The organism is Pseudonocardia sp. NPDC046786 (genome assembly GCF_040645415.1).
Lineage (GTDB): Bacteria > Actinomycetota > Actinomycetes > Mycobacteriales > Pseudonocardiaceae > Pseudonocardia > Pseudonocardia kongjuensis.
This window is the reverse complement of sequence record NZ_JBEYYF010000002.1, coordinates 137,849-162,434: the sequence shown is the minus strand read 5'-3', so window position 1 is coordinate 162,434 and position 24,586 is coordinate 137,849. Positions and strand designations below refer to the sequence as shown.

The 24,586-nt window shown below is 74.0% G+C and carries 18 protein-coding genes, 1 tRNA gene and 1 pseudogene; 2 read left to right on the top strand and 18 right to left on the bottom strand.

Features of this window, described 5'->3' with window-relative positions; all coding sequences use genetic code 11:
• Positions 1 to 38: 38 nt before the first annotated feature.
• From ABZ881_RS02710 to argS, 15 genes and pseudogenes are all read right to left on the bottom strand, one after another.
• Positions 39 to 287, bottom strand: coding sequence for an ATP F0F1 synthase subunit C (locus ABZ881_RS02710; protein WP_358481268.1), 249 nt, complete (start codon positions 285 to 287; stop codon positions 39 to 41).
• 103 nt (positions 288 to 390) lie between these two features.
• A complete protein-coding gene (atpB, locus tag ABZ881_RS02705) occupies positions 391 to 1,164 on the bottom strand; it encodes a F0F1 ATP synthase subunit A (protein ID WP_358481267.1) in 774 nt (257 codons plus the stop codon).
• A gap of 351 nt (positions 1,165 to 1,515) precedes the next feature.
• A complete protein-coding gene (locus ABZ881_RS02700; RefSeq protein ID WP_358481265.1) occupies positions 1,516 to 1,992 on the bottom strand; it encodes a hypothetical protein in 477 nt (158 codons plus the stop codon).
• A 744-nt stretch (positions 1,993 to 2,736) separates the two neighbouring features.
• A pseudogene (locus ABZ881_RS02695) lies at positions 2,737 to 3,891 on the bottom strand (MraY family glycosyltransferase); the annotation flags it as partial.
• 43 nt (positions 3,892 to 3,934) lie between these two features.
• The gene (gene glyA / locus ABZ881_RS02690) at positions 3,935 to 5,218 is read right to left on the bottom strand and encodes a serine hydroxymethyltransferase (RefSeq protein ID WP_358481263.1); all 1,284 of its coding nucleotides are present in this window, start codon (positions 5,216 to 5,218) and stop codon (positions 3,935 to 3,937) included.
• Between the two features lie 53 nt (positions 5,219 to 5,271).
• Positions 5,272 to 5,949: an L-threonylcarbamoyladenylate synthase gene (locus ABZ881_RS02685; protein ID WP_358481262.1), complete on the bottom strand. Its 678-nt coding sequence runs from the start codon at positions 5,947 to 5,949 to the stop codon at positions 5,272 to 5,274.
• A 723-nt stretch (positions 5,950 to 6,672) separates the two neighbouring features.
• Positions 6,673 to 7,545, bottom strand: a complete 873-nt coding sequence (prmC, locus tag ABZ881_RS02680; RefSeq protein WP_358481260.1) for a peptide chain release factor N(5)-glutamine methyltransferase — start codon at positions 7,543 to 7,545, stop codon at positions 6,673 to 6,675.
• A gap of 97 nt (positions 7,546 to 7,642) precedes the next feature.
• Positions 7,643 to 8,743: a peptide chain release factor 1 gene (gene prfA / locus ABZ881_RS02675; RefSeq protein WP_358481258.1), complete on the bottom strand. Its 1,101-nt coding sequence runs from the start codon at positions 8,741 to 8,743 to the stop codon at positions 7,643 to 7,645.
• A gap of 88 nt (positions 8,744 to 8,831) precedes the next feature.
• Positions 8,832 to 9,053: a 50S ribosomal protein L31 gene (gene rpmE, locus ABZ881_RS02670; protein ID WP_358481256.1), complete on the bottom strand. Its 222-nt coding sequence runs from the start codon at positions 9,051 to 9,053 to the stop codon at positions 8,832 to 8,834.
• A gap of 119 nt (positions 9,054 to 9,172) precedes the next feature.
• Positions 9,173 to 11,299: a transcription termination factor Rho gene (gene rho / locus ABZ881_RS02665; protein ID WP_358481573.1), complete on the bottom strand. Its 2,127-nt coding sequence runs from the start codon at positions 11,297 to 11,299 to the stop codon at positions 9,173 to 9,175.
• A gap of 424 nt (positions 11,300 to 11,723) precedes the next feature.
• Positions 11,724 to 12,641, bottom strand: a complete 918-nt coding sequence (thrB, locus tag ABZ881_RS02660; protein ID WP_358481254.1) for a homoserine kinase — start codon at positions 12,639 to 12,641, stop codon at positions 11,724 to 11,726.
• A complete protein-coding gene (thrC, locus tag ABZ881_RS02655) occupies positions 12,641 to 13,657 on the bottom strand; it encodes a threonine synthase (protein WP_344024512.1) in 1,017 nt (338 codons plus the stop codon). Before thrC ends, thrB begins: the two co-directional genes overlap by 1 nt.
• Positions 13,658 to 13,853: 196 nt before the next feature.
• Entirely contained in the window at positions 13,854 to 15,245 is a 1,392-nt protein-coding gene (locus ABZ881_RS02650) for a homoserine dehydrogenase (RefSeq protein WP_358481253.1), read from the bottom strand.
• 99 nt (positions 15,246 to 15,344) lie between these two features.
• A complete protein-coding gene (lysA, locus tag ABZ881_RS02645; RefSeq protein ID WP_358481251.1) occupies positions 15,345 to 16,802 on the bottom strand; it encodes a diaminopimelate decarboxylase in 1,458 nt (485 codons plus the stop codon).
• Positions 16,803 to 16,806: 4 nt separating this feature from the next.
• Entirely contained in the window at positions 16,807 to 18,456 is a 1,650-nt protein-coding gene (argS, locus tag ABZ881_RS02640) for an arginine--tRNA ligase (RefSeq protein WP_358481250.1), read from the bottom strand.
• A gap of 125 nt (positions 18,457 to 18,581) precedes the next feature.
• Between argS and ABZ881_RS02635 the strand changes: the two genes are divergently transcribed.
• Positions 18,582 to 18,653, top strand: a tRNA-Arg gene (locus tag ABZ881_RS02635).
• A 208-nt stretch (positions 18,654 to 18,861) separates the two neighbouring features.
• On the opposite strand, the gene ABZ881_RS02630 is transcribed toward ABZ881_RS02635, so the two are convergent.
• The gene (locus ABZ881_RS02630) at positions 18,862 to 21,225 is read right to left on the bottom strand and encodes an FdhF/YdeP family oxidoreductase (RefSeq protein ID WP_358481248.1); all 2,364 of its coding nucleotides are present in this window, start codon (positions 21,223 to 21,225) and stop codon (positions 18,862 to 18,864) included.
• A gap of 175 nt (positions 21,226 to 21,400) precedes the next feature.
• On the opposite strand from ABZ881_RS02630, the gene ABZ881_RS02625 reads away from it, so the two are divergent.
• The gene (locus tag ABZ881_RS02625; protein WP_358481246.1) at positions 21,401 to 22,828 is read left to right on the top strand and encodes a GNAT family N-acetyltransferase; all 1,428 of its coding nucleotides are present in this window, start codon (positions 21,401 to 21,403) and stop codon (positions 22,826 to 22,828) included.
• Here ABZ881_RS02625 and ABZ881_RS02620 read toward each other — a convergent pair.
• Together ABZ881_RS02620 and ABZ881_RS02615 are read right to left on the bottom strand one after the other, a co-directional pair.
• A complete protein-coding gene (locus tag ABZ881_RS02620) occupies positions 22,816 to 23,754 on the bottom strand; it encodes a methionyl-tRNA formyltransferase (RefSeq protein ID WP_358481244.1) in 939 nt (312 codons plus the stop codon). The genes ABZ881_RS02625 and ABZ881_RS02620 overlap by 13 nt on opposite strands.
• A complete protein-coding gene (locus tag ABZ881_RS02615) occupies positions 23,727 to 24,581 on the bottom strand; it encodes an alpha/beta fold hydrolase (RefSeq protein WP_358481242.1) in 855 nt (284 codons plus the stop codon). The genes ABZ881_RS02620 and ABZ881_RS02615 overlap by 28 nt, the downstream gene beginning before the upstream one ends.
• Positions 24,582 to 24,586 lie beyond the last annotated feature (5 nt).

The window sequence follows — 24,586 nt, the reverse complement described above, 5'->3', positions numbered from 1 at the left end:
TGACGTGGCCGCCGGTGCGGGGACCGGCATGGATGTGATCAGCCGCCGGCGATGAAGAACAGCACCAGGCCGATCAGCATGACCAGCTCGGCGAGCACGAAGGTGGTCCAGCCGATACCCATCAGCTGGCCGCGGGCCTCCGGCTGGCGGGCGGTGCCGCTGATGACAGCCGACCAGATCAGGCCGACGCCGATGCCGGCGCCGATGGCGCTGGCGCCGAAGCCGATGGCCGCGAGGCCGGGGTTGATGTCGACCGCCTGCTGGGCGAGAACCTGGGTGGCGCTCATGTCGCTTTCCTTCCGTCGGGTCCGCGGGGTGCGGGTCGTTCGGTGGGGGGTGCCGGACGAGCCGGCGGATCGGGTCGGCGCTGCCGCGCCGGGCTGGTGTGTCTCAGTGGTCTTCTGAGATCGCCGCGCCGATGAAGACGGCGGCGAGCAGCGCGAAGACGTAGGCCTGGATGACCTGGATCAGGGCTTCCAGGAAGGTGAAGGCGATACCGCCGACGAACACCACCGGCGAGGCCACGATCAGGGCACCGCCCGCGGAGAACAGGAAGAAGGCGCCGACAGCGGTGAGCGCCAGGATGAGGTGTCCGGCGAACATGGCGGCGAACACACGCAGTGCCAGCGAGAGCGGCTGCACCAGGAACTTCTGCACCAGCTCGATCACGATGATCAGCGGCGCGATGAAGACCGGGACGCCGGGCGGGAGCGCGGCGTGCTTGATGTAGCCGGCGAACCCGTGCTTCTTGAACCCGGCGTAGTGGTAGAAGACGTAGACGAACAGCGCCAGCGCGATCGGGAATCCGATCCTCGACATCGTCGGGAACTGGATGAAGGGGATGATCGCGAAGATGTTGTTGACCAGGATGAAGCTGAACAGACCCAGGATCAGCGGGATGTAGCGCTTGAACTCGTCGGAGCCGATCTGGTCGCGGGCCATCGTGTTGCGCGGGATGTTGTAGAACGACTCGAGGCCGAACTGGAACTTGCCGGGCACGATGGCGAGCTTGCGCGTGCCGAGCGTGAACACCGCGGCGACGATGATGAGCGACAGGACGGCCAGCACCATCGGCTTCGTGACAGCGCCGAAGATGGGCGGGTACTCGAAGAGGCCGGCGCCGGGTGGCGTGAACTCTTCGGCCGCCAGTACGAACGTGCCCAATGGGGGTCCTTCCGGTGCTCCCGTCCCGCGTCCGCGCGAAACGGGGGATCGCCTGCAAGGTGCCTCGCGGTGCGATGACTTTCAGGCGCCCGGGTCGAAACACCGGAAGTCACCCACATCGCCTACGTCGCGGATGCTATCAGCCGTACTTCTACAACGCGTCGGGGGCTGTCAGCCACCTCACCAGGGGCTTCACAGCACGAAACGATCTTGGACGACGGATGCGGCCCCCCGTACGGGTGGACCGACCGGACGCCGGCGGGGGCGCTCCGGGGCGCCGCGTGCGGACGCTCGCCGGCCGCGCCGTCATGACCGGTTCAGAATCCGGCAAACCGGTCGAAGATCGCCTGGTCACGCGCTGGGAGGTCCCGGCTCGGCCCCGATCAGGATCCGGAGCCTGCTGCCCGCCCACGCCTCGGCCGCCGTCGTCACGACGAACACGACGAGCAGCGTGATCGCCAGCGACATCCGGTGCAGGCCCGGTGCGCTGCCCACGGTGAACAGGGCGAGCAGCAGCACCAGCGCCTTGGTGGCGAGGCCCACGAATGAGGCCATCATCACAGCCCCGGGGTCGAGGTGCGTGGTGCGGAGCATCAGCACGGGTGTGAGCAGCGCGGACCCGGTGGCGAGCAGGCCGGCCAGACCCGCACCGTAGGTCCCGGGGAGGCCCACCGCGACGGTCGCCACCACCAGGCAGACCAGCGACGCCACGGTCCCGGTCAGCGCGGCACCGCGGGCCATCGAGCCGGACAACCTGCGCACCACCTGGGCCTGCCCGACGGCGGGTCCGTCGTAGTCGACCGTTCCCCACCGGTCCCATCGCCACACGGTTCGGCCCGCCCTCCGGATCGCCGCACGTCCCGTCGGGACGCCTCCCACCACGGTATCCGGCGTCCGCCCGTCCGGTCTCCGCAGCCCTCCACGGCACCGGACCGGCGGGGGCCTCCCGCGACGCGGCTCGGCGGGTCAGTGCTCCCGGGCCGGGGGTTGGGCCCGGGTGGGGGTGGTCGGCTGCTCGCTGCCCCGGTCCTCGCGGGACGCCCCCGGGTCGCGGCCGTCCCGGGGTGCCCCGGTCGCTCCGGTGTCCGTCCTGCCCCGGGCGTCGTGCGGCGGGGGCTGCGGGGGGCGTCGGTGCTGCGGCGCGGTCACCGGCCGCTCGAGCCACGGACCGCTCTCCCACCTCGGTGGTGCACCGGGGCCCTGCCCCGGTGCGGAGTGGTTCCCCGGCGCGGGCCGACGGGGGCCAGGGCCGGGCGGGGTGCTCGTCGCGGGCGCCCCGGTCGGTCGGCCCACCGTCGGCGGGGTCGCAGGCGGCCGGATCGCGGACGGCTGGGCCGTAGGCGGCGGGGTCGCGGTCGGCGGGGCCTCTGCCCGGGGCGCCCCGTTCACCCTGCCCGCCGGAGGGGCGCCCCGGCCCGGCCGGACGCCGTTCCCCGCGGTGGGCCCCACGGCTCCGCCGCGGCCCGCCGGATCACGCCGGGCACCGCCGTCCCCGGACCCGCCGTCCGGCGCCGGTCCGCCCGGATCCGGGGCGTCGACGGAGCGGACGGGGGCGGTGCCCGCAGCGGCCGTCCGCGTCCGGGACAGGTGCGGCACCGCGGACGCGACGAACGCGATGATCAACGCGACACCGATGGCGGCCAGCACCAGCCCGGTCTGGTCGACCAGGGCGAGCGCGACGGCCCCGAACGCCAGCACCGTGACCCACAGATAGACCAGCAGCACCGCGCGGCGGTGGCTGTGCCCGAGCTGCAGCAGCCGGTGGTGCAGGTGCATCTTGTCCGGGCTGAACGGGCTGGTCCCGGCACGGGTCCGGCGGATCACCGCCATCAGCAGGTCGAGCACCGGGATGAAGACGATCCCGACGAGCACGATCAGCGGGGCGACCAGCGCGAGGAAGTCGCTCGCGGAGGTCTCCTCGTCCGGGACGACCCGGCCGGAGGCGGCGGTGATCGCCGCGGACAGCATCACCCCGACCATCATCGAGCCGGTGTCGCCCATGAAGATCCGGGCCGGATGGAAGTTGTGCGGCAGGAAGCCCAGGCAGGCCCCGGCCAGTACGACGGCGATCAGCGCCGGCCCGAACGCCGCAGGCGCGTTGCCGTTCTCGCTGATCAGCCCGACGCAGAACACCGCGGTGGCCAGCGTGGTGATCAGCCCGATCCCGCCGGCGAGCCCGTCCAGACCGTCGACGAAGTTCATCGCGTTCACCAGCGCGACGGTGAGCAGCACCGTCAGCAGCACCGACTGCCCCTGGCCGAGGATCAGCGTCGAGCCGGAGATCCCGGTACCGCCGCCGCCGAGCGGGATCCACAGCGTCGTCCACTGCACGCCGTAGAGCACCAGCAGCCCGCCCGCGGTCACCTGGGCGGCGAACTTGGTGATCGCGTCGAGATCGAAGCGGTCGTCCAGCAGCCCGACCCCGACCAGCAGCCCGGTCGCGACGACGACGCCCATCACCTCGGAGCTGCCCTCGAAGTAGGCGAGCCGCAACGCGGGCAGGGAGAGCGCCAGCAGCAGCCCGGCGAGCACCCCGCCGAACATCGCGAGGCCGCCCCACCGCGGGGTCGGGGTGACGTGCACGTCCCGTCCCCGCGGCCAGGCGACCGCGCCGGCCTTGAGGGCCAGCATCCGGACCGGGCCGGTCAGCAGCAGCGTGACGACGGCGGAGACCAGGCCGACGAGCAGGAACTCGCGGATCGGGAGTCCGTAGCTCAGCTGGTCCACCGGCACGTCGGGTACGCCTCTCCGGTCCGCCTCGGGGCTCGGGTCACCCCCGAGGGTAGGCCGGTGCCCGGGAGACGAGCGCGGTGACCGCCTCGGCGACGTCGCGCAGCTCGGCGTCGCCGGCCGGGGTGTCGTGCTCGGCCTTCACCGCGCGCGCCAGCAGGCTGCCGACCTCGGCCATGTCGGCCTCGGTCATACCCTGGGTGGTGACGCTCGGCGAGCCCACCCGGATGCCCGAGGGCTTCATCGGCGGCGCCGGGTCGTACGGGATCGCGTTCTTGTTCAGGGTGATCCCGGCCCGGTCGCAGCGGGTCTCAGCCTCCCCGCCGGTGACGCCGATCGGCCGCAGGTCGAGCAGCGCGAGGTGGTTGTCGGTGCCGCCGGAGACGGCCCGCATGCCCTCGGCCTCCAGGCTCTTGGCGAGCGCCTGGGCGTTCGCGATGACCTGCCGCGCGTACGCCTGGTACTCCGGCTGCGCGGCCTCCTTCATCGCGACGGCCTTCGCGGCGACGGCGTGCATCAGCGGCCCGCCCTGGGAGAACGGGAACACCGCCTTGTCGATCGCCTTGGCGTGCTCCTCGCGGCAGAGCACCATGCCGCCGCGCGGGCCGCGCAGCACCTTGTGCGTGGTGGCGGTGACGACGTCGGCGTAGGGCACCGGGGACGGGATCGCCTGCCCGGCGACGAGGCCGATGAAGTGCGCGGCGTCGACCATGAGCTTGGCGCCGACCTCGTCGGCGATCTCGCGGAAGATCTTGAAGTCGATCAGCCGCGGGTACGCCGTGGCACCGGCGATGATGATTTTCGGCTGGTGCTGCTTCGCCAGGTCGCGGACCTGGTCGTAGTCGATGATCTCGGTGTCCTCACGGACCAGGTAGGACACCGCGTTGAACCAGAGGCCGGAGAAGTTGACCTTGCTGCCGTGCGTCAGGTGGCCGCCCTGCTTGAGGTCCATCGCCAGCACGGTGTCACCGGGCTTGGCGAACGCGGCGTAGGCGGCGAGGTTCGCGCTCGCGCCGGAGTGCGGCTGCAGGTTGGCGTGCTCGGCGCCGAACAGCTCCTTGGCGCGCGCGTTGCCGATGTTCTCCGCCTGGTCCACCACACCGCAGCCGCCGTAGTACCGGCGGCCGGGGTAACCCTCGGCGTACTTGTTGGACAACGTCGACCCGAGTGCGGCCAGCACCGCAGGGCTGGTCAGGTTCTCGCTCGCGATGAGCTGGAGTCCGCCGCGTAGGCGGTCCAGCTCGTCCAGCACGACCCCGGCGATCTCGGGATCCTGCTGTTGCAGTGCGGTGAAGTCCGGGCCCCAGAAGGTCTGCTCACTCACCCCGGGCACGCTACCGGTACCCGTCGTCCCTGGCTGCGCCCCTGACGGGGCGATCACACCTCCGCTGCTCGGATCCGGTCGATCTCCTGGCCGACGACCTCCTCGACCTGTTCGGCCGAGACCCCGCCCTCGCGCAGCATCCGCGGGCGGGCGCCGGTCAGGTCGACGATCGTCGAGGCGACCGGATCGCCGGACGGACCGCCGTCCAGGTACACCTGGACGTTCCCGGCGAGCTGAGTGATCGCCTCCGTCACGTTCGACGCCGGCGGGTTGCCCGAGGTGTTCGCGCTCGACACCGCCATCGGGCCGACCTCGCGCAGCAGCTCGAGCGCGACCGGGTGCAGTGGCATCCGCAGCATCACCGTGCCGCGGGTGCTGCCGAGGTCCCAGGCCAACGACGGCGCGTGCTCCAGCACCAGTGACACCTCGCCCGGCCAGAACGCCTCGATCAGCGCACGCGCGGCCTGCGGAACACTGGTGACCAGGCCGTCGATCGTCGTCCAGGACCCGACGAGCACGCCGACCGGCATGTCCGGGCCGCGCCGCTTCGCGGCGAGCAGGCTCCGCACACCGGTGCCGTTGAACGCGTCACACCCGATGCCGTACACCGTGTCGGTCGGCATCACGACCAGCTCCCCGGCACGGACGGCCCGGGCGGCAGCGGCCAATCCACGGCGGCGCTCACTCGGGTCGCTGCAGTCGAACAGCGGCTGGGTCTGGGGTGCGCTCACGGTTCGCGACAATACGACCGCCCCCGTTGCGGGGCGGGGCCGGGCTCGCTCCCGGTGCATCGAGATGCAGCTCAGGGGGCTGGGGAGATCGACAACTCCCTGTGGTCTGCATCTCGGCGGGTGTGGGGCTGGGCTGGGCGGGACTTGCGGAGTGCGGGCGGGCGGGCGGTACGCGGCGCGGCGCGGTCGGGCGGGGCGCGGCGCGACTGGCGGAGCGCAGTGCGGGCGGCGAAGCGCGGCGCCGCCGGGCGGGCGGGGCGCGGGCAGGAGAGAGCGCGGCGCGGTGGGGAAGCGGCGCGGCAGGGGACGCGGCGCAGGTGGGCAGAGCGCAGCGCGGTAGGAGGCACCGCGCCGAAGGGCAAGGCGCGGAGCGGCGTAGGACGCGGCGCGGCGATGCGGGGAGCGCACCGGAGCAGCGCCGCAGAACAGGCCGGGCGGGGCGAGGCGGGGCGGGCTGCCCCGCTTGCTCGCCGAGATGCAGCTCAGCGCGCCGGAAAGATCCACAAATCGCGCTGATACGCATCTCGACGAGTGACAGGCTCCGACTCGGAGCGGGGCCCTCACCCGCGGGGCGGAGTGAGGCGGCGCGGCGCGGCAGAGCCCGGCGCAGCGGGGCCGGCTGGGCGCGGCGGGGCAGGGCAAGCGCGGACGCGGAGGGGCCGGGCAACGGAGCGGGCGCGGGGCGGCAGAGCGGGGCGGGGCAGAGCGGGCGCGGCGGGCGGCTCAGTGGCTCGGGACGCGCCGGGCGGTCACGAAGCGTGGCCGGTCGTTCAGGTCGTGGTGCTCGGTGACGTCGGCGAGGGTCCGCCGCCGGCGCAGCAGCGCGGGCACCGACTCCGCGTGGGTGTCGTCGTGCTCGATCGCCAGCGCCCCGCCGTGCCGCAGCCAGCCGGTGGCCCCGCGCACCACGGCCTGGATGATCTCGGTGCCGTCCGGCCCGCCGAACACCGCCCCGGGCGGGTCCCAGCGCTCGACCTCCGGCGGCACCGGCGTGCCGTCGGGGACGTAGGGCGGGTTGCAGACGACCAGGTCCACCCCGGCCTCGAGCTCGATCAGCAGGTCCGGCCAGCGGACGTCGGCGACGTGCAGGGTCACCGGGCGCCCACCGGCGCGGACGTGCGCGTCGAGGTTGCGCCGGGTCCAGGACAGCGCGGCCGGATCGGCCTCCAGCGCGTGCACCTCGGCGTCCGGGCGGGACACCGCGAAGGCCAGCGCGAGCGCGCCGGAGCCGGTGCACAGGTCGAGCACCACCGGGCGCCGCACGTCCCGCAGCGCCCCGAGGCCCCACTCCAGGAGCAGCTCGGTCTCCGGGCGCGGGGTGAACACCCCCGGCCCGACGGCCACCTCGACCGGTCCGAGCACGGCGGTGCCGAGGATGTGCTGCAACGGTTCCCGGGTGGCGCGGCGGGTCGCGAGGGCCTGCAGGTCCGCCACCACGTCCGGGTCCACCAGCGGGATCATCGGCAGCGTCGAGCGCTGCGCGCCGAGGACGTGCGCGGCGAGCAGCTCGGCGTCGACCCGCGGGGACGCGATCCCGGCGGCGGCCAGTGTCCGCTCGGCCTCCGCGATCGCCACCCGCAGCGGCTGCCTGCTCACCGGAGTCCCCTGGTCACGGTGCCATTCTCCGGGTCGTGGCCGTGCCCGGGGCGCGACGCGACGGCGGGATCACACGGGCGGGGGACGACCGGACCGATCACGCCGCGCCGTCTCCCCCCTGGCCGGCGCCGGCGGCGGCGCCGGCCATCGCCTCGGCGCGCTCCGCGGCCACCAGGGCGGCGACGACGTCGGCCAGGTTCCCGTCGAGGACCGAGGACAGGTTGTGCGCCTTGAACCCGACCCGGTGGTCGGAGATCCGGTTCTCCGGGAAGTTGTAGGTGCGGATCCGCTCCGACCGGTCGACGGTACGGACCTGCGAGCGCCTCGACTCGGAGGCGGCGGCCGCCGCCTCCGCCTCCGCCTTCGCCTGCAGCCGGACCCGCAGCACGTCCATCGCGCGCGCCTTGTTCTGCAGCTGGGAACGCTCGTTCTGGCAGGTCACGACGATGCCGGTGGGCAGGTGGGTGATCCGGACGGCGGAGTCGGTGGTGTTGACGCTCTGCCCGCCGTGCCCGGAGGCGCGGTACACGTCGACCCGGATGTCCTTCTCGTCGATCTCGACGTCCGGCGTCTCGTCGGTGTCGGGGAACACCAGGACACCGGCCGCGGAGGTGTGGATGCGGCCCTGCGACTCGGTGACCGGGACCCGCTGCACGCGGTGCACGCCGCCCTCGAACTTCAGCGACGCCCAGACCCCGTCGGCAGGGTCCCGGCCGCGCACCGACAGCGTCACGTCCTTGAACCCGCCCAGGTCCGACGGCGTGGCGCCGAGCAGCTCGACCTTCCAGCCGCGGGATTCGGCGTACCGGGTGTACATCCGGACCAGATCCCCGGCGAACAGCGCGGACTCCTCGCCGCCCTCGCCGGACTTGACCTCCATCAGGACGTCGTCGGAGTCGTGCGGGTCGCGCGGCACGAGCAGCTCGGTCAGCGCCGTCTCCAGCTCGACGACGCGGGTGTCGAGGGTGTCCGCCTCGGCGGCGAACGTCCGGTCCTCGGCGGCGAGCTCGCGGGCGGCGTCCCGGTCGGCCCGGATCCGCGCCAGCTCGTTCGCGGTGGTCACGATCGGGCCGAGCTGGGCGTAGCGGCGGCCGAGCTTGCGCGCCTGGGCCTGGTCGGCGAGCACGCCGGGGTCGGCGAGGCGCTGCTCCAGCTCGGCGTGCTCGTCGAGCAGCGCGTCGACCGACTGGCTGGTCATCAGGTCCTCCGTCGCGGGAGCGGGCTGGGAACGCGAAACGGCGCCCGCCTCCTCGCGCGGGGCGAAGGGACGGGCGCCGTGACGGTGGCTACTGGTTGGCGCGCTGACGCTTCCCGTAACGGGCCTCGAAGCGGGCCACGCGGCCGCCGGAGTCCAGGATCTTCTGCTTGCCCGTGTAGAACGGGTGGCAGGCCGAGCAGACCTCGACGGTGATCGCACCGTTCGGCTTCGTGCTGCGGGTGGTGAACTGGTTGCCGCAACCACAGGTGACCTGGGTGTCGACGTACTGAGGGTGAACGCCCTCGCGCATGGGATCTCCTCTCGGTGGCCGCCGGGTCCCTGCTTCCGCAGGGTGAACCGGAGCCGGGAAGCTGACGTGCCATTCAACCACCCGGGCCCCGGCGGAATTCCCACCGGGGCCCGAGGGCGTCAGTCGTCGTCCTTGCCGGGGGTGTTCTTGGCGACCTGCATCAGGAACTCGATGTTGGTCTTGGTCTTCTTCAGCCGGTCGAGCACCAGGTCGATCGCCTGCTGGTCGTCCAGCGCGGCGAGGACGCGGCGGAGCTTCACCATGACGGCGTGCTCGTCCGGCGACATCAGCAGCTCTTCCTTGCGGGTGCTGCTGTCGCCCACGTCGATCGCCGGGAAGACGCGCTTGTCGGCGATCTTGCGGTCGAGCTTGAGCTCGGCGTTGCCGGTGCCCTTGAACTCCTCGAAGATCACCGTGTCCATCGTGGACCCGGTCTCCACCAGCGCCGTGGCGAAGATCGTCAGCGAGCCGCCGTCCTCGATGTTGCGGGCCGCGCCGAGGAACCGCTTCGGCGGGTACAGCGCGGTCGAGTCGACACCGCCGGAGAGGATCCGGCCGGACGCCGGCGCGGCCAGGTTGTAGGCACGGCCGAGGCGGGTGATGTTGTCCAGCAGGACGACCACGTCGTGGCCCATCTCGACGAGGCGCTTGGCGCGCTCGATCGAGAGCTCCGCGACCGTGGTGTGGTCCGACGGCGGGCGGTCGAAGGTGGAGGCGATGACCTCGCCCTTCACCGACCGCTGCATGTCGGTGACCTCCTCCGGCCGCTCGTCGACCAGGACGACCATGAGGTGGCACTCGGGGTTGTTCGTGGTGATCGCGTTCGCGATGGCCTGCATGACCGTGGTCTTGCCGGCCTTCGGCGGGGAGACGATCAGCGCGCGCTGCCCCTTGCCGACCGGCATGACCAGGTCGATGACCCGGGTGGTCAGCTGGGTCGGGTCGGTCTCCAGGCGGAGCCGCTCGTTCGGGTAGAGCGGGGTCAGCTTGGTGAACTCGGGCCGGTTGCGGGCGGACTCCGGATCCCGGCCGTTGATCGTGTCCACCCGCACCAGCGGGTTGAACTTCTGCCGCTGCTGCTCGCCCTCGCGGGGCTGGCGGACGGCGCCGGTGATCGCGTCGCCGCGGCGCAGGCCGTTCTTGCGCACCATCGACATCGACACGTACACGTCGGTCGGGCCGGACAGGTAGCCGGTAGTCCGGACGAACGCGTAATTGTCGAGGATGTCGACGATCCCGGCGACCGGCAGCAGCACGTCGTCGTCGCGGATCTCGGTGTCGACGTTGCCGCCACCGCCCCCCCGCTCGCGGTCCCGGCCGCGCCTGCGGTCCCGGAACCGGCGGCCGCGGCGGCCGCGGCCGTCACCGTCGTCATCGTCGTCGTCGTAGCCGCCGGCGTTCGCCGCATTCCCGGCGTTGGCGGCGTTGCCCAGGTTCTGGGAGTTGCCGCCGCCGTTGCGGCCCGGGTTGTTCCGGCCGCCGCGGCCCCCGTCCTCGTTCCGGCCGTCACCGCGGTTGTCGGCGTTGCGGTTGTTGCGCCCGCCGCGGCCGCCGCCGTCGTTGTCCCGGTTGCGGCCACCCCGGCCGCCGTCGCGGGAGTCGTCGCCGGAGTCCGGCTGGGCGTCCTTCTGACCTGCGTCGCGTTGGGCGGGTGCGTCGTCGCCCTGGCCACCGCGACGACGGGTGCGGGACCGGCGGCCGCCGCCCTCCTGCCCGTCGTCGTTGCGGTCGGCCTTGCGGTCCTCCCCGGACGGCTCCGGCTTCGCGGGGGCCTCGGCCGGGGCGGCCGGGGTCAGCTCCGCGACCGCCGCCGCGGCGGGCGACTCCGCGGCCGCGGCCGGGGTGCCGGCCTGCTCCGCGGCGGCCGGCTCGGCGGCCGACTCCGGGGCACCGGCCGGCCGGGTCGCCGCGCGACGGCGGCGGGTACGCGGCGCGGGTGCCTCGGCCTGCTCGGCGGCACCGTTCGAGGCGGGCCCCGCAGCGGGCTCGGCCGCAGGCGCGGCGTCGGCCTCGGCGGCGGCCTTAGCGGCCGGCTCGGGGGCCGCCGCGGTGTCGCCCAGGGGGAGCTGGGGGGCGTCGGCACCGTCGGACCCGGTCGCCGCAGGCTTGGCCTTCGACTTCCGGGCCGGGGTCGCGGCACCGCCCTGACGCTCCTTGATGGCCGCGATCAGGTCGCCCTTACGCATGCCGGAGATGTCCGGGACGTTCAGCTCGGTGGCCAGCTGACGCAGTTCCGCCAGCACCATGCCGGACAGGCCGCCGCGACGGCGGGGCGCCGCCTCGTTCGATGCGGTCCCGGTTCCGGCGAGATCGGTCTCGCTCACAGAGTTCCTTCCTGACCGACCCGGTTGTCCTGTCCAGGTCAGGGGATGTCACGCGCTTGACCGGCGCGGGTGAGCCGCACCGGCAGCATTCACAAAATGGAGCACCACGACGACGTCGCGGGTGTCAGGCCGCCCGTTCGGGATTCCGAGTCCAGTCAGAAAGGAGATCGGGCGAGCGGGCCCGGCTGCAGACTACGCGGATGTCGCGTGGATCGCCGTACAGCGCCGAGACTAGACGTATCGCTCGCGGGCGGCAACAACCCCCACCCGGCGAGTCCGCCGATCGCGGTCGTGTACGTCACGCCACCTGTCTCAACGAGCCGGGCGGCCGGCGCATTCCCGCTGCTCAGGAGACGTCGACCCGGACCCCGACGGTGTCGACCGGCAGCGGCAGCACCGCGAAACCGCCGGTGGCGACGGCGTCGGGCACCGATCCGTCCGAGGTCAGCGCCAGCACCGTCGGCCCGGCCCCGGAGATCGCCGCCGGCACGCCGTGCCGGCGCAGGTCCTCGACCAGCTGCAACGACGCCGGGTACGCGGCCCGCCGATAGGGCTGGTGCAGCCGGTCCTCGGTCGCGTCCAGCAGCAGATCGGGGCGCCGGGTCATCGCCAGCACCGCGAGCGCGCACCGGCTGCCGGTGAACGCCGCGTCGGCCAGCGGGACGGTCTCCGGCAGCAGGCCGCGGGTGGTCTTCGTGGACGACTCGGTGCCCGCGACGAACGCGACCGGGTGCACGTCCGGGTGCACGTCCAGCTTCTCGGCGTGGAACCGGCGGGCCGCGCCGGAGGACTCCCAGGCGACGACGAAACCACCCATCAGGCTGGCCGCCGCGTTGTCCGCGTGGCCCTCCATCCCGGCCGAGAGCTGCAGCAGCGCGTCGCGCTCCAGCGCCGCGTCCCGCCCGCAGAGCACGGCCGCGGCGGTGACGCCGGCGACCGCGGCGGCCGCCGAGCTGCCCAGCCCGCGCGAGTGCGGGATCGCGTTCGTGCAGCGCAGCCGCAGGCCGGCCGGGGCCGCTGCCGGGTCGGACCCGCCGAACAGGTCGAACGCCTGGCGCATCGCGCGCAGGACCAGATGCCGCTCGTCCCGCGGGACGTGCCGGGAGCCCTCCCCCGCGACGTCGACGAACAGGCCGGGCGTGTCGAACGTCTCGACCTCGATCTCGTCGTAGAGCCCGAGCGCCATCCCGAGCGAGTCGAAGCCGGGCCCGAGGTTCGCGGTCGATCCCGGCACCCGGACCCTGACCCGTGTCGGGCGACCCATCAGGCCAGCTCAAGGGCTGCGGCGACCGCCCCCGGGTCGATCGGCACGATCTCCGGATCGGGCGCGGTGAGCAGCGCCGAGTCCGGGTCCTTCAGGCCGTGCCCGGTCACCGTGCAGACCACCAGCGACCCCTTCGGCAGCGTGCCGTCCGCGCTGGACTGCAGCAGGCCGGCGACGCTCGCCGCGGATGCCGGCTCGACGAACACCGCCTCCTCGGCGGACAGCAGCCGGTAGGCGGCCAGGATCTCGTCGTCGGTGACGGCGGCGAACCGGCCGTTCGACTCGTCGCGGGCGGTGGTCGCGCCGCGCCAGGACGCCGGCGCGCCGATCCGGATCGCGGTCGCCACCGTCTCCGGCTCCTTCACCGGGGCGCCGTGCACCAGCGGCGCGGCGCCGGCCGCCTGGTAGCCGAACATCCGCGGCAGCTCCGAGATCAGCCCGTCGGAGTGGTAGCCGCGGTAGCCCTTCCAGTACGCGGTGATGTTGCCAGCGTTGCCGACCGGCAGGCAGTGGATGTCCGGGGCCTGCCCGAGCTGGTCGCAGATCTCGTAGGCGGCGGACGCCTGGCCGGCGATCCGGGTCGGGTTCACCGAGTTGACCAGCGCGATCGCCGGGTAATCGGCCGTCGTCTTGCGGGCCAGCTCCAGGCAGTCGTCGAAGTTGCCGTCGATCTGCAGGATCCGGGCGCCGTGCGCGACCGCCTGGGCCAGCTTGCCGAGCGCGATCTTGCCGCGCGGGACCAGCACCGCGCAGGTCATCCCGGCCCGGGTCGCGTACGCGGCAGCCGACGCCGAGGTGTTGCCGGTGGAGGCGCAGAGCACGCTCTGTTTGCCGTCGGCGAGCGCTGCGGTGACCGCCATCGTCATCCCGCGGTCCTTGAACGAGCCGGTCGGGTTGGCGCCGTCGACCTTGAGGAACACCTGGCAGCCGGTCCGCTCGGACAGCCGCGGGGCGGGCAGCAGCGGCGTCCCGCCCTCGCCGAGGGTGACGACGGTCCAGTCCGGCTGCACCGGCATCCGGTCCCGGTACGCCTCGACGACGCCGGGCCAGTGCCCGGGCGGCGGGGGCGCCACCGCGCCGGTCGCCTGGACCGCCGGGGTCGGGCCGCCGGCGGCCGGGCCCCGGACGTTGTGCACGCTGCCGGTCATCGCCGGTCGCCTCCCCTGTTCGGCCGGCAACAGCCGGATCGCACCGTGTTCTGGGTCCGCACCGTCACTCGCCCATGCCCAGCGCGCTGACCGCGCGGCCCAGGCCCTCCACCCGGAGCACCCCGACCACGCCGATCACGTGGTCGAGATCGGCGAGCGCGGCGACCGTCGCGGACAGTGCCGCCTCGCGCGCCGAGTGCGTGACGACGGTCAGCCGGGCCGGCCCGGGCCCGGCGTCGTCGGCGCGCGCGGTGCTGTCGATCGAGCCGTTGATCCCGCCGGTCTGGCGCACCGCGGCGATCGAGACGCCCTGGCGGGCGAACTCTCCGGCGATCGCGGCCAGCACGCCCTCGCGGTCGGCGACCTCGAGATCGACGTGGTAGCGGGTCGGGACCTCGCCGATCGCCCGCACCGGCAGGCTGGCGTACGCGGACTCGCGCGGGCCGCGGCCGCCGCCGACCCGGTTGCGGGCCACCGCGACCAGGTCGCCGAGCACCGCCGACGCGGTCGGCGCGCCGCCGGCGCCCTGGCCGTAGAACATCAGCTGGCCGGCCGCCTCGGCCTCGACGAACACCGCGTTGAACGCACCGTCGACCCGGGCCAGCGGGTGCGAGTCGGGCACCATCGCCGGGTAGACGCGGGCGGAGACGGACTCCGTCCCGGCCTCGTCGACGACCCGCTCGCAGATGGCCAGCAGCTTGATCGTGCAGCCGAGCCGGCGCGCCGCGGCGACGTCGGCGGAGCTGACCCCGCGCATCCCCTCGCGGTGCACGTCGGAGGCGGTGATCCGGGTGTGGAAGGCGAGCGTCGCCAGGATCGCGGCCTTGGACGCGGCGTCGTAGCCGTCGACGTCGGCGCTCGGGTCGGCCTCGGCGTAGCCGAGCCGGGTGGCCTCCTCCAGCGCGTCGCCGTAGGAGGTGCCGCCGGAGGCCATCGCGGACAGGATGAAGTTCGAGGTGCCGTTGACGATCCCGGCGACCCGGGTGATCCGGTCCCCGGCCAGCGATTCGCGCAGCGGGCGCAGCAGCGGGATCGCCCCGGCGACGGCGGCCTCGAAGTAGAGATCGGCGCCGGACGCGTCGGCCGCCTCGGCCAGCGTCGGGCCGTCCTCGGCGAGCAGCGCCTTGTTCGCGGTGACCACCGACTTGCCCGCCTTCAGCGCCTCCAGCAGCCAGCCGCGGACCGGCTCGATGCCGCCGATCACCTCGACGACGACGTCGACGTCGTCGCGCGCGACGAGGGCGCCCGCGTCGGTCGTGACCAGGTGACCGAAGTTCTCGGCCAGCCACGGGTGCCGGTGCGGCCTGCGGACGGCGACGCCGACCAGCTCGACCGGGGTCCCGACCCGCGCGGTCAGGTCAGCGGCCTGGTCGGTGATCAGCCGGACCACCTCGGTGCCGACGGTGCCGCAGCCCAGCAACGCGACCCGGACGGCCCCGCTCTCACCCCTCGCCACAAACCCTCCTCGCGTACCGCACCCGCTCCAGCGGGCGCCGATCATTCCTGGTCAGGCCGGTCCCGGACACGCCGGGTGGCCGTTCTCACGCCCGGGTGCTCACACCTCGAACCGGAACTGGTCCTCCAGTGTCTCGCGGCGCAGCAGTGTCCGGTCGGCGCCCTCGCGCACCGCGACGACGGCGGGCCGCGGCAGCCGGTTGTACCCGGACGCCATGGTGTAGCAGTACGCGCCGGTCGCGGCGACGGCCAGCAGGTCGCCCGGCGCGAGATCGGCGGGCAGCCAGCAGTCGCGGACGACGATGTCGCCGGATTCGCAGTGCTTGCCGACCACCCGCGACAGCACCGGCTCGTCGCCGTCGGGGATGCTGTCGCGCTCCGACGAGCGGGACACCAGCCGGACGTCGTACTCGGCGTCGTAGAGCGCGGTGCGGATGTTGTCGCTCATCCCGCCGTCGACGCTGACGTAGCGGCGGGTGTAGCCGCCGAGCGGCACGTCCTTGATCGTCCCGACCTCGTAGAGGGTGACGGTGCCGGGCCCGGCGATCGCCCGGCCGGGCTCGACGGCGATGCCCGGGACGTCCAGCCCGGCGGCGGCGCACTCCCGCTTGACGATCGAGCGCAGCTCCTCGGCCAGCGCGGGCATCGACAGCGGCGTGTCGGCCGGGCGGTAGGCGATGCCGATGCCGCCGCCCAGGTCCAGCGTGCGCAGCGCGGCGAGGTTGTCCGCGCCGTGCTCGGTGTGCAGGTCGGCGAGAACCTTCACGACCCGGCGGGCGGCCGCCTCGAAGCCCTCGGTCTCGAAGATCTGACTGCCGATGTGCGAGTGCAGCCCGACCAGCTCCAGGTGCCGGGAGCCGATCACCCGGCGGGCAGCCTCCAGCGCGGCGGAGTCCTTCCCGTCGGAACCGGCGCCACCGGCGATGGAGAAGCCGAACTTCTGGTCCTCGTGCGCGGTCGCGATGTACTCGTGGGTGTGCGCCTCGACGCCGACGGTGAGCCGGATCAGCACCCGGGCGGTGCGGCCCCGCTCGGCGGCGACGGCGGCCAGCCGGGCGATCTCGTCGAAGCTGTCCAGCACGATCCCGCCGACCCCGGCGTCGACGGCCGCGATCAGCTCGTCGGTGGACTTGTTGTTGCCGTGCAACGCGATCCGCTCCGGCGGGAACTCCGCGCGCAGGGCCACGGCGAGCTCGCCGCCGGAGCAGACGTCCAGCGACAGGCCCTCCTGCGCGACCCAGCGGGCGACCTCGGTGCACAGAAACGCCTTGGCGGCGTAGTGCACCGACCCGGCCCCGAACGCGGCGGCGAACTCGGCGCAGCGGGACCGGAAGTCGTCCTCGTCGAGCACGAACAGCGGGGTGCCGTGCTCCCGGGCGAGATCGCGGACGTCGGCACCGGCGACGGTCAGCGCGCCGTCCGCGCCACGCTCGGCGTTGCGCGGCCAGACGGCGGGGGCCAGGTGGTCCAGCTCCGCGGCCGACCCGGGACGCGGCCCGGCGGACTCGGGCGCGGGGGTGAGGCCGGCGTGCATCGGGCCTGCGGGGTGGGCTCTCATCGCACTACATCCGTTCCGGCGCGCTCACGCCGAGCAGGCCGAGGCCGGCGGCGAGCACCTGGCGGGTGGCGGCGCACAGCGCCAGCCGGGCCCGGTGCAGGTCGGTGACGTCCTCGTCGCCCTGGGGCAGGACGCGGCAGGAGTCGTAGAACTTGTGGTACGCCCCGGCCAGCTGCTCGAGGTAGCGGGCGACCCGGTGCGGCTCGCGCAGCTCCGCGGCGGAACGGACGACCTCACCGAACTCGCCGAGGGTGCGGATCAGGTCGCCCTCGCGGGGGTGCTCGAGCAGGCCGAAGCCGTCGCCCTGGTCGATGCCGAGATCGGCGGCGCCGCGGGCCAGCGACGCCAGCCGGGCGTGCGCGTACTGCACGTAGAAGACCGGGTTCTCGTTGGTGCGGCTGGCCAGCAGGTCGAGATCGATGTCCAGCGCCGAGTCCACCGACGAACGGATCAGCGAGTACCGGGCCGCGTCGACACCGACCGCGTCGACCAGGTCGTCCATCGTGACGACGGTGCCGGCGCGCTTGCTCATCCGGACCGGCTTGCCGTCCCTGACCAGGTTCACCAGCTGCCCGATCAGCACCTCGACCACGGCCGGGTCGTCGCCGAAGGCGGCCGCGGCCGCCTTGAGCCGGGCCACGTAGCCGTGGTGGTCCGCGCCGAGCATGTAGATGCACAGGTCGAAGCCGCGGGCCCGTTTGTCCCGCAGGTAGGCGATGTCGCCCGCGATGTAGGCGGGGCGGCCGTCGGACTTGATCACCACCCGGTCCTTGTCGTCGCCCTGGTCGGTGGAACGCAGCCACCAGGCGCCGTCGGCCTCGTAGAGCGAGCCGTTCTCCTTGAGCGCGGCCACCGCGGCCTCGACGGCCCCGGACTCGTGCAGCGACTGCTCGTGGAACCAGACGTCGAACTCGGTGCCGAAGTCGGCCAGCCGTTCCTTGATCTCGGTGAACATGAACCCCACGCCGACCCGGCGGAACGTCTCGTCCCGGCGCTGCGGCTCCAGCTCCAGCACGCCCGGCTCGGCGGCGAGGACCCGCTGCGCGATCTCCCCGACGTAGGCGCCGCCGTAGCCGTTCTCCGGGGCCGGCTCGCCCTGCGCCGCGGCGACCAGGGAGGCGACGAACCGGTCGATCTGCGCCCCGGCGTCGTTGAAGTAGTACTCCCGGGTGACCTTTGCGCCGCGCGCGGACAGCACCCGGCCGAGTGCGTCGCCGACCGCCGCCCACCGGGCGCCGCCCAGGTGCAGCGGACCGGTCGGGTTGGCGGACACGAACTCCAGGTTCACGTTGCGGCCGGCGAGCTCGTCGCCGGTGCCGTACGCCGGGCCCGCGGCGAGCACCTCACCGACGATCGCGCCCTGCGCGTCGGCGGCGAGCCGCAGGTTGATGAACCCGGGCCCGGCGATCTCGGCGCTCGCGATGCCGTCCCGGGTGGTCAGCTCCTCGGCCAGCCAGCCGGCGAGCTCGCGCGGGTTCACGCCGGCCTTCTTCGCGGTGCGCAGCGCGATGTTGGTGGCGTAGTCGCCGTGCTCGGGATTGCGGGGCCGCTCGACACCCCCGTCGGCGGGCAGCGCCGAGACGTCCAGGCCACGTCGGGTCAGCACGTCCCGCGCGACGTCACGGACCAGGTCGGCGAGCACGTCGGGATTCACCGGCACGATTCTAGGAGGTGACCGCGCGTGGCCTCCGGTGGGCAGGCGGTCCCCGGGCCCCGGCCCGGCGGGCACCCCCGCGGCCGGGCGTCCGGGGGGTGGGGTAGTGTTCTGCACGTTGCACGGCCCCCGTAGCTCAGGGGATAGAGCACCGCCCTCCGGAGGCGGGAGCGCAGGTTCGAATCCTGCCGGGGGCACCCCGGTGCCCACAGCGACAATCGGCCCCTCACCTGCTGAAGCAGGGTGGGGCCGATCTCGTTGGTGCCCGTTTGCGGCGCTGCGCGGGCGACGCACCGGCCACGCGACGGTGCCGAAGGGCCGCCGCCGCGGTGCGCACCCCGTGTCCGCGGTGCGCACCTGCTGCGGCGGGTGCGTACCGGGGCGACGGGATGCGCACCCGCCCGATCAGGACAGGTGCGTCGGCTCGGGATCGGACTTGTGCAGCCAGTCCCCGCCGACGGCGCCCTGCGCGCCCGACGGGTCGCAGTCGACCTCACCGGCGACGGTCGGCCGGACCACCACCGACTTCGACGCCGGTTGGTTGCTCTTGCGCGCGGTCGCGTCCAGCGGGACCAGCGGGTTCGTCTCCGGGTAGTAGGCGGCGGCGGTGCCCCGCGGCACGTCGTAGGCGACCAGCCGGAAGCCCCGCGCGCAGCGGACGTGCTCGTCGCCCTCCCAGCGGGTGACCAGATCGACCCGGTCGCCGTCGGAGAAGCCGAGGTTCGCGATGTCCTCGCGGTGGGCGAACACCACGTGCCGGCCGCCCTCGATGCCGCGGTAGCGGTCCGAGTAGCCGTAGATGGTGGTGTTGAACTGGTCGTGGCTGCGCAGCGTCTGCAGCAGCAGGTGCCCGTCGGGTGCCTGCACGACGTCGATCGGCGACACCTCGAACTCGCCGCGGCCCGAGGCGGTGTCGAAGGTGCGGGAGTCGCGCGGCGGGTGCGGCAGGATGAAGCCGCCGGGGCGGCGGGCGTTGACCTCATAGCTCTCGCAGCCGGGGACGACCCGGGAGATGTGGTCGCGGATGCGCCGGTAATCGGCGCGCATGCCGGCCCAGTCGATGCCGTAGCGGTCGCCGAGGGTGGCCTCGGCGATCCCGGTGATGATCGCGACCTCGGACCGCAGGTGCGGGCTCGCCGGCTTGAGCGGGCCGCGGGATCCGTGCACCGAGCAGGTGGAGTCCTCGACGGTGACGAACTGGGCCCCGGACTCCTGGACGTCCTTCTCGGTCCGCCCGAGGGTGGGCAGGATCAGCGCGGTGCGCCCGCCGACCAGGTGCGAGCGATTGAGCTTGGTCGAGATCTGCACGCTGAGCAGGGTGTTGCGCAGGGCGGCGGCGGTGACGTCGGTGTCCGGCGCGGCCTGCAGGAAGTTCCCGCCGAGGCCGACGAAGACCTGCACCTTGCCGTCGCGCATCGCGCGGATGCTGTCGACGGTGTCGAAGCCGTGCTCGCGGGGTGGGTCGAAGCCGAACTCGCGCTCCAACGAGTCCAGGAAGCTCTGCGGGACGCGCTCCCAGATTCCCATCGTGCGGTCGCCCTGCACGTTGGAGTGGCCGCGCACCGGGAACAGGCCCGCACCCGGCTTGCCGATGTTGCCCTGGGCCAGCGCCAGGTTGACGAGCTCCTTGATAGTGGCGACGCCGTTGCGGTGCTGGGTCAGGCCCATCGCCCAGCAGAAGACCGTCTTGCGGGAGTCCCGCAGCAGCGCGGCGGCGTCGGTGATCTGCGCGCGGGTCAGCCCGGTCGCGTCGGTGACGACGTCCCAGTCGAGGTCGGCGACGTGCTCGCGCCACTGCTCGAAGCCGTGCGTGTACCGCTCCAGGAAGGGGTGGTCCAGCGCGTCCCACTCGACGAGCAGCGAGCCGATCGCCTGGAACAGGGCGATGTCGCCGTTCACCCGGATCGGCAGGTGCATGTCGGAGAGCTGGGTGCCGTTGCCGACGACCCCGCGCGGCGTCTGCGGGTTCTTGAAGCGGTTCAGGCCCGCCTCGCGCAGCGGGTTGATCGTGAGGATCGTCGCGCCGTTCTGCTTCGCGTGCTCGAGCTGGGTGAGCATCCGCGGGTGGTTCGTGCCCGGGTTCTGGCCGGCGATCACGATGAGCTCGGCGCCGACGAGGTCGGGCAGCGTGACGCTGGCCTTGCCGATGCCGATGGACTCCTGCAACGCGATCGACGTCGACTCGTGGCACATGTTCGAGCAGTCGGGGAGGTTGTTCGTGCCGAACGCCCGGACGAAGAGCTGGTAGGCGAACGCGGCCTCGTTCGAGGCGCGGCCGGAGGTGTAGAACGTCGCGTCGTCCGGCGACTCCAGGCCGTCGAGCTCGCTCGCGATCAGCCGGAACGCCTCGTCCCACTCGATCGGCTCGTAGTGGGTGGCGTCCGGACGGCGGACCATCGGGTGGGTGATCCGGCCCTGCCGGCCGAGCCACCACTCGGAGTGCGCGTCGAGCTCGGCGACGCTGTGCCCGGCGAAGAACTCCGGGGTCGCGCGGGCCTTGGTGGCCTCCTCGGCGACGGCCTTGGCGCCGTTCTCGCAGAACTCGGCGGTCGCCCGCTCCCCCGGGTCAGGATCGGGCCAGGCGCAGCTCATGCAGTCGAACCCGTCGGCCTGGTTCAGGTCGAGCAGGGTCCGGGCGGTCCGGACCGGGCCCATGTGCTCCAGCGAGCGCCGCATGGACACGGCTACCGCGGTCGGTCCGCCCGCCGTGTCCTCGGCGGGCCGGCGATCGAGATCATCCTCGGTGAACTCGTCGGTCCGCTTCGTCATCGGTGCACCTCCGGGCCCGGGCCGGGGGCACGGCCGGGCGGTTCGTCGTGGCGGTCGGAGATGCCCTACCCGCCAGACGGGATCCGAATCCTGCGGCCGCGACGATCGGATCCGGACATAGGGTGGGCTAACCTCACCTGGTGGCGTGCAGGATCTCCGGTGGACCGGCCCGGACATGAGCGATCCGGTCGACCGGGAGCGGCACCGGCTGGTCAGCGCGCTGCTGCTGGACACCGGCGCCCGGCCGGAGCCGGGGCCGCTGCTGGTCCCGCTGCCCGCGGTGGGGCTGTCGCTGCTGTGCGAGGTGACGGAGGTGTCGCCCGCCGGGCTCGGCCGGCCGGTGCGGATCGCGCTCGGCGACACGATGGGGCACCTGGACCGCGCGCCCGATCCGGCCGAGCTGGCGGCGGTGCTGCGTGCCGAGCTGACCGACCGCTGGGCGGGTGGGGTGGTGGGCGGCGCGGCACCCGACGGATGTGCGACGGCGGGCGGGCGCGACGCCCGGGGGTCCGGCGGGGCCGGCAGCGCCCGGGAGTCCGACGGGGCCGCTGGCGCCGGGGTGTGCGGTAGCGCCGGTAGCGCCGGGGTGTGCGGCAGCGCCGGTAGCGCCGGGGTGTGCGGCAGCGCCGGTAGCGCCCGGGTGTCCGGCGGCGCCGGGGCGCGCGGTGCCTCGGCAGGGACCGCGGCCGGGCTGGACGGAGGACCTCGCGGCGCGGTCGACGCGGCGGTGGCCCGGTTGCGCGGCGCGGCCGGTGCGGTGCCGGACGCCGTCCTCACCGATGCGGTGCTGGTCCGTGAGCTGCTCCCGGCCGCCGGGAACGGGCCGGGACGGGCCACCGGAGCCGGGCCGGGGCGGCACACCGGGGCCGGGCCGGACGGCCTGGCCGGGCTGGTCCGCGGGCTCACGGCCGCGCGGGACCGCGAGCCCGGCGGCCCGGTCCGCGACCTGCTGGACCGCTGGCTCACCGAGCCGCACCTGTGGCGACGCCCGGAGCTGCACCCGATGCCCTGGCACCGGATCCCGAACCCGCTGGCACCCGCCGTCGGCGCAGCGCCCGCCGATCCGCCGGTGCCGGTCCGCTGTGGGGAGTTCACGCTGCGCCCGGCGCTGCCCCGGCCCGACGACGTCCGGCTGGTCGCCGGATGGATGCGCACGCCGTCGGTGTCCCGGTTCTTCGGCCAGCCGTGGCCGGACGAGCGGTGGGCCCGCGAGCTGGCCGGGCACGGCCCGGGGAGCGGGACCGTGGCACTGCTCGCCGGGCGCACCGGCGACCCGGGTGCCGGGCCGGTCGGCTACCTGGAGCTGTACCGCCCCGCGCGGCATCCGCTGGCGCGCTCGTTCCCGGCCGCGCCGGGCGACGTCGGCGTGCACCTGGCGGTCGCCCCCGGCGAGCACGGCCGGGGGGTCGGCGCCGCGCTGCTCGCCGCGGTCGCCGGGGCGCTGCTCGCCGCCGCCGGCCCGGGTGCGCGGGTGCTGGCCGAGCCGGACGCCCGCAACGCCGCGGCGCAGCGGGCGTTCCGGCGGGCCGGATTCCGGCCGGTCGAGCAGATCGCGCTGCCGCACAAGGACGCGGTGCTGCTGGTGCGGGATCAGTCCAGGTAGCCGGTGGCAACCGGGAACAGGTCGCGGCCGGTCAGCTCCCGGCCGTCCGCGGTGCGCAGCAGCTCCAGGCAGAGTCCGGGATTGCGGCCGCGGCGGGCGTCCGGGCCGGTCACGACGACCACGCCGGCCCCCTCGTGCAGGGTGAGCCGGCCGGGGGTCCCGCCGTAGGCGGTGTCGGTGACCCGGGCCCGCAGCACCCGGATCCGGCTGCCCTCGTGCTCGAACCAGGCGTTCGGGTACGGATCGACCTGGGCCCGCACCAGGTTGAACAGGTCGCGCGCCGGCCAGGTCCAGTCCAGCCGGTTCTCGCGGTCGGTGCGCCGGTGGAAGTACGACGCCGCGGACCGGTCCTGCGGCACCGGGCGCGCGGTCCCGGTCCGCAGCTGCTCCAGTGCCTCGACGGTGATCGGGCCGAACATCGCCAGGGTGCGGTCGAACAGGTCGACGACGGTGTCGTCGTCGGTGATCGGGGTGGACCTGCTGAGCACGACGTCGCCGGCGTCGAAGTCGGCGTCCATCAGGTGCGCGGTGACGCCGACCTCGGCCTCGTCGTTGATCAGCGCCCAGTTGAGCGGCGCGAAACCGGCGTAGGCGGGCAGCAGCGCGTCGTGCACGTTGAGCGTGCCGAGCCGCGGGATCGTGAACAGCTCCGGGGCCAGCCGGGTCCGCCAGTTCGAGACGACGGCGACGTCCGGTTCGGCGGCCCGGACGGCCTCCCGGATCTCGTCGTCGTCGGCGCGGTGCCGGACGAGCAGCGGGATCCCGCGTTCCGTGGCGAGCTCGGCCACCGACTCGTTGAAGATCTTCTCGTACGGGTTGTCCCGGTCCGGGTGGGTGACGATCAGCGGGATCTCGTGACCGGCGTCGAGCACCGCCTCGATCGTCCGGCGCCCCCAGGTCATGTATCCGAACGCGACGACGCGCACTGCACTCTCCTCCGGTTGGACAGCAGGAAGTCCACGATCAGCCGGTTCACCTGCTCGGGCCGTTCCAGGTAGCCGTAGTGCCCCGCGTCGGCGATCTCGGCGTAGTCCGCGCCCGGGACGGCGTCGGCGACCTCCCGGCTGAGCGCGGGCGGGATCACCCGGTCCTGCGCGAACCCGACCACCAGCAGCGGCACCCGGATGTCCCGGTAGGCGTCGCGGCGGTCGCCCAGCGCCCCGGACACCGCGAGCTGGGCGCGCAGCCCCGGCCCGGAGCGCCCGGCCGCGAACTCCAGGACGTCGAGCCAGTCGTTCGCGGTCCGGGTGTCGGCCAGCGTGGCCGGTGCCAGGTTCAGCACCGCGTCGATCGCGGCCCGGTACCGGGCGGGCAGCTCGACGCCGGAGTCGATCAGCGCGATCTCGCCCTCGGTGTGGGCGCGCTGCACCGGGTCGAGCCGGGCGTGCGCGGCCAGTGCGACCGCGGAGCGGACCAGTTCCGGGCGGGTCAGGGCCAGCTCCTGGGTGACCCGGGCGCCGAGCGAGGTGCCGACCACGTGCGCCGGTCCGGTGCCGAGGATCCCGATCAGGCCGGCGACGTCGCCGACCATCTCCTCGATCGTGATCCCGCCGGGGCAGGGTGCCGTGGCGGCGACCCCGCGGGCGTCGAACGTGATCGTCCGGAACCCGGCCGCGACCAGCGCGGGGACCTGGTGCAGGTGCCAGGCCCGGCCGGAGGCGCCGGTGCCCATGACCATGACGAGCGGTTCACCGTCCGGCGGGCCGGTGATCTCGTAGGGCAGCGCGGCGCCGGGCAGCTCAGCGGTCGGCACCGCGG

Coding starts and splice junctions, on each gene's coding strand:
- thrB (WP_358481254.1), bottom strand. CDS start 12,641: ATGGGTCGCCCGACACGGGTCAGGGTCCGGGTGCCGGGATCGACCGCG.
- thrC (WP_344024512.1), bottom strand. CDS start 13,657: ATGCCGGTGCAGCCGGACTGGACCGTCGTCACCCTCGGCGAGGGCGGG.
- ABZ881_RS02630 (WP_358481248.1), bottom strand. CDS start 21,225: ATGACGAAGCGGACCGACGAGTTCACCGAGGATGATCTCGATCGCCGG.
- ABZ881_RS02710 (WP_358481268.1), bottom strand. CDS start 287: ATGAGCGCCACCCAGGTTCTCGCCCAGCAGGCGGTCGACATCAACCCC.
- lysA (WP_358481251.1), bottom strand. CDS start 16,802: ATGAGAGCCCACCCCGCAGGCCCGATGCACGCCGGCCTCACCCCCGCG.
- ABZ881_RS02625 (WP_358481246.1), top strand. CDS start 21,401: ATGAGCGATCCGGTCGACCGGGAGCGGCACCGGCTGGTCAGCGCGCTG.
- rho (WP_358481573.1), bottom strand. CDS start 11,299: ATGGTGCTGGCGGAACTGCGTCAGCTGGCCACCGAGCTGAACGTCCCG.
- rpmE (WP_358481256.1), bottom strand. CDS start 9,053: ATGCGCGAGGGCGTTCACCCTCAGTACGTCGACACCCAGGTCACCTGT.
- prfA (WP_358481258.1), bottom strand. CDS start 8,743: ATGACCAGCCAGTCGGTCGACGCGCTGCTCGACGAGCACGCCGAGCTG.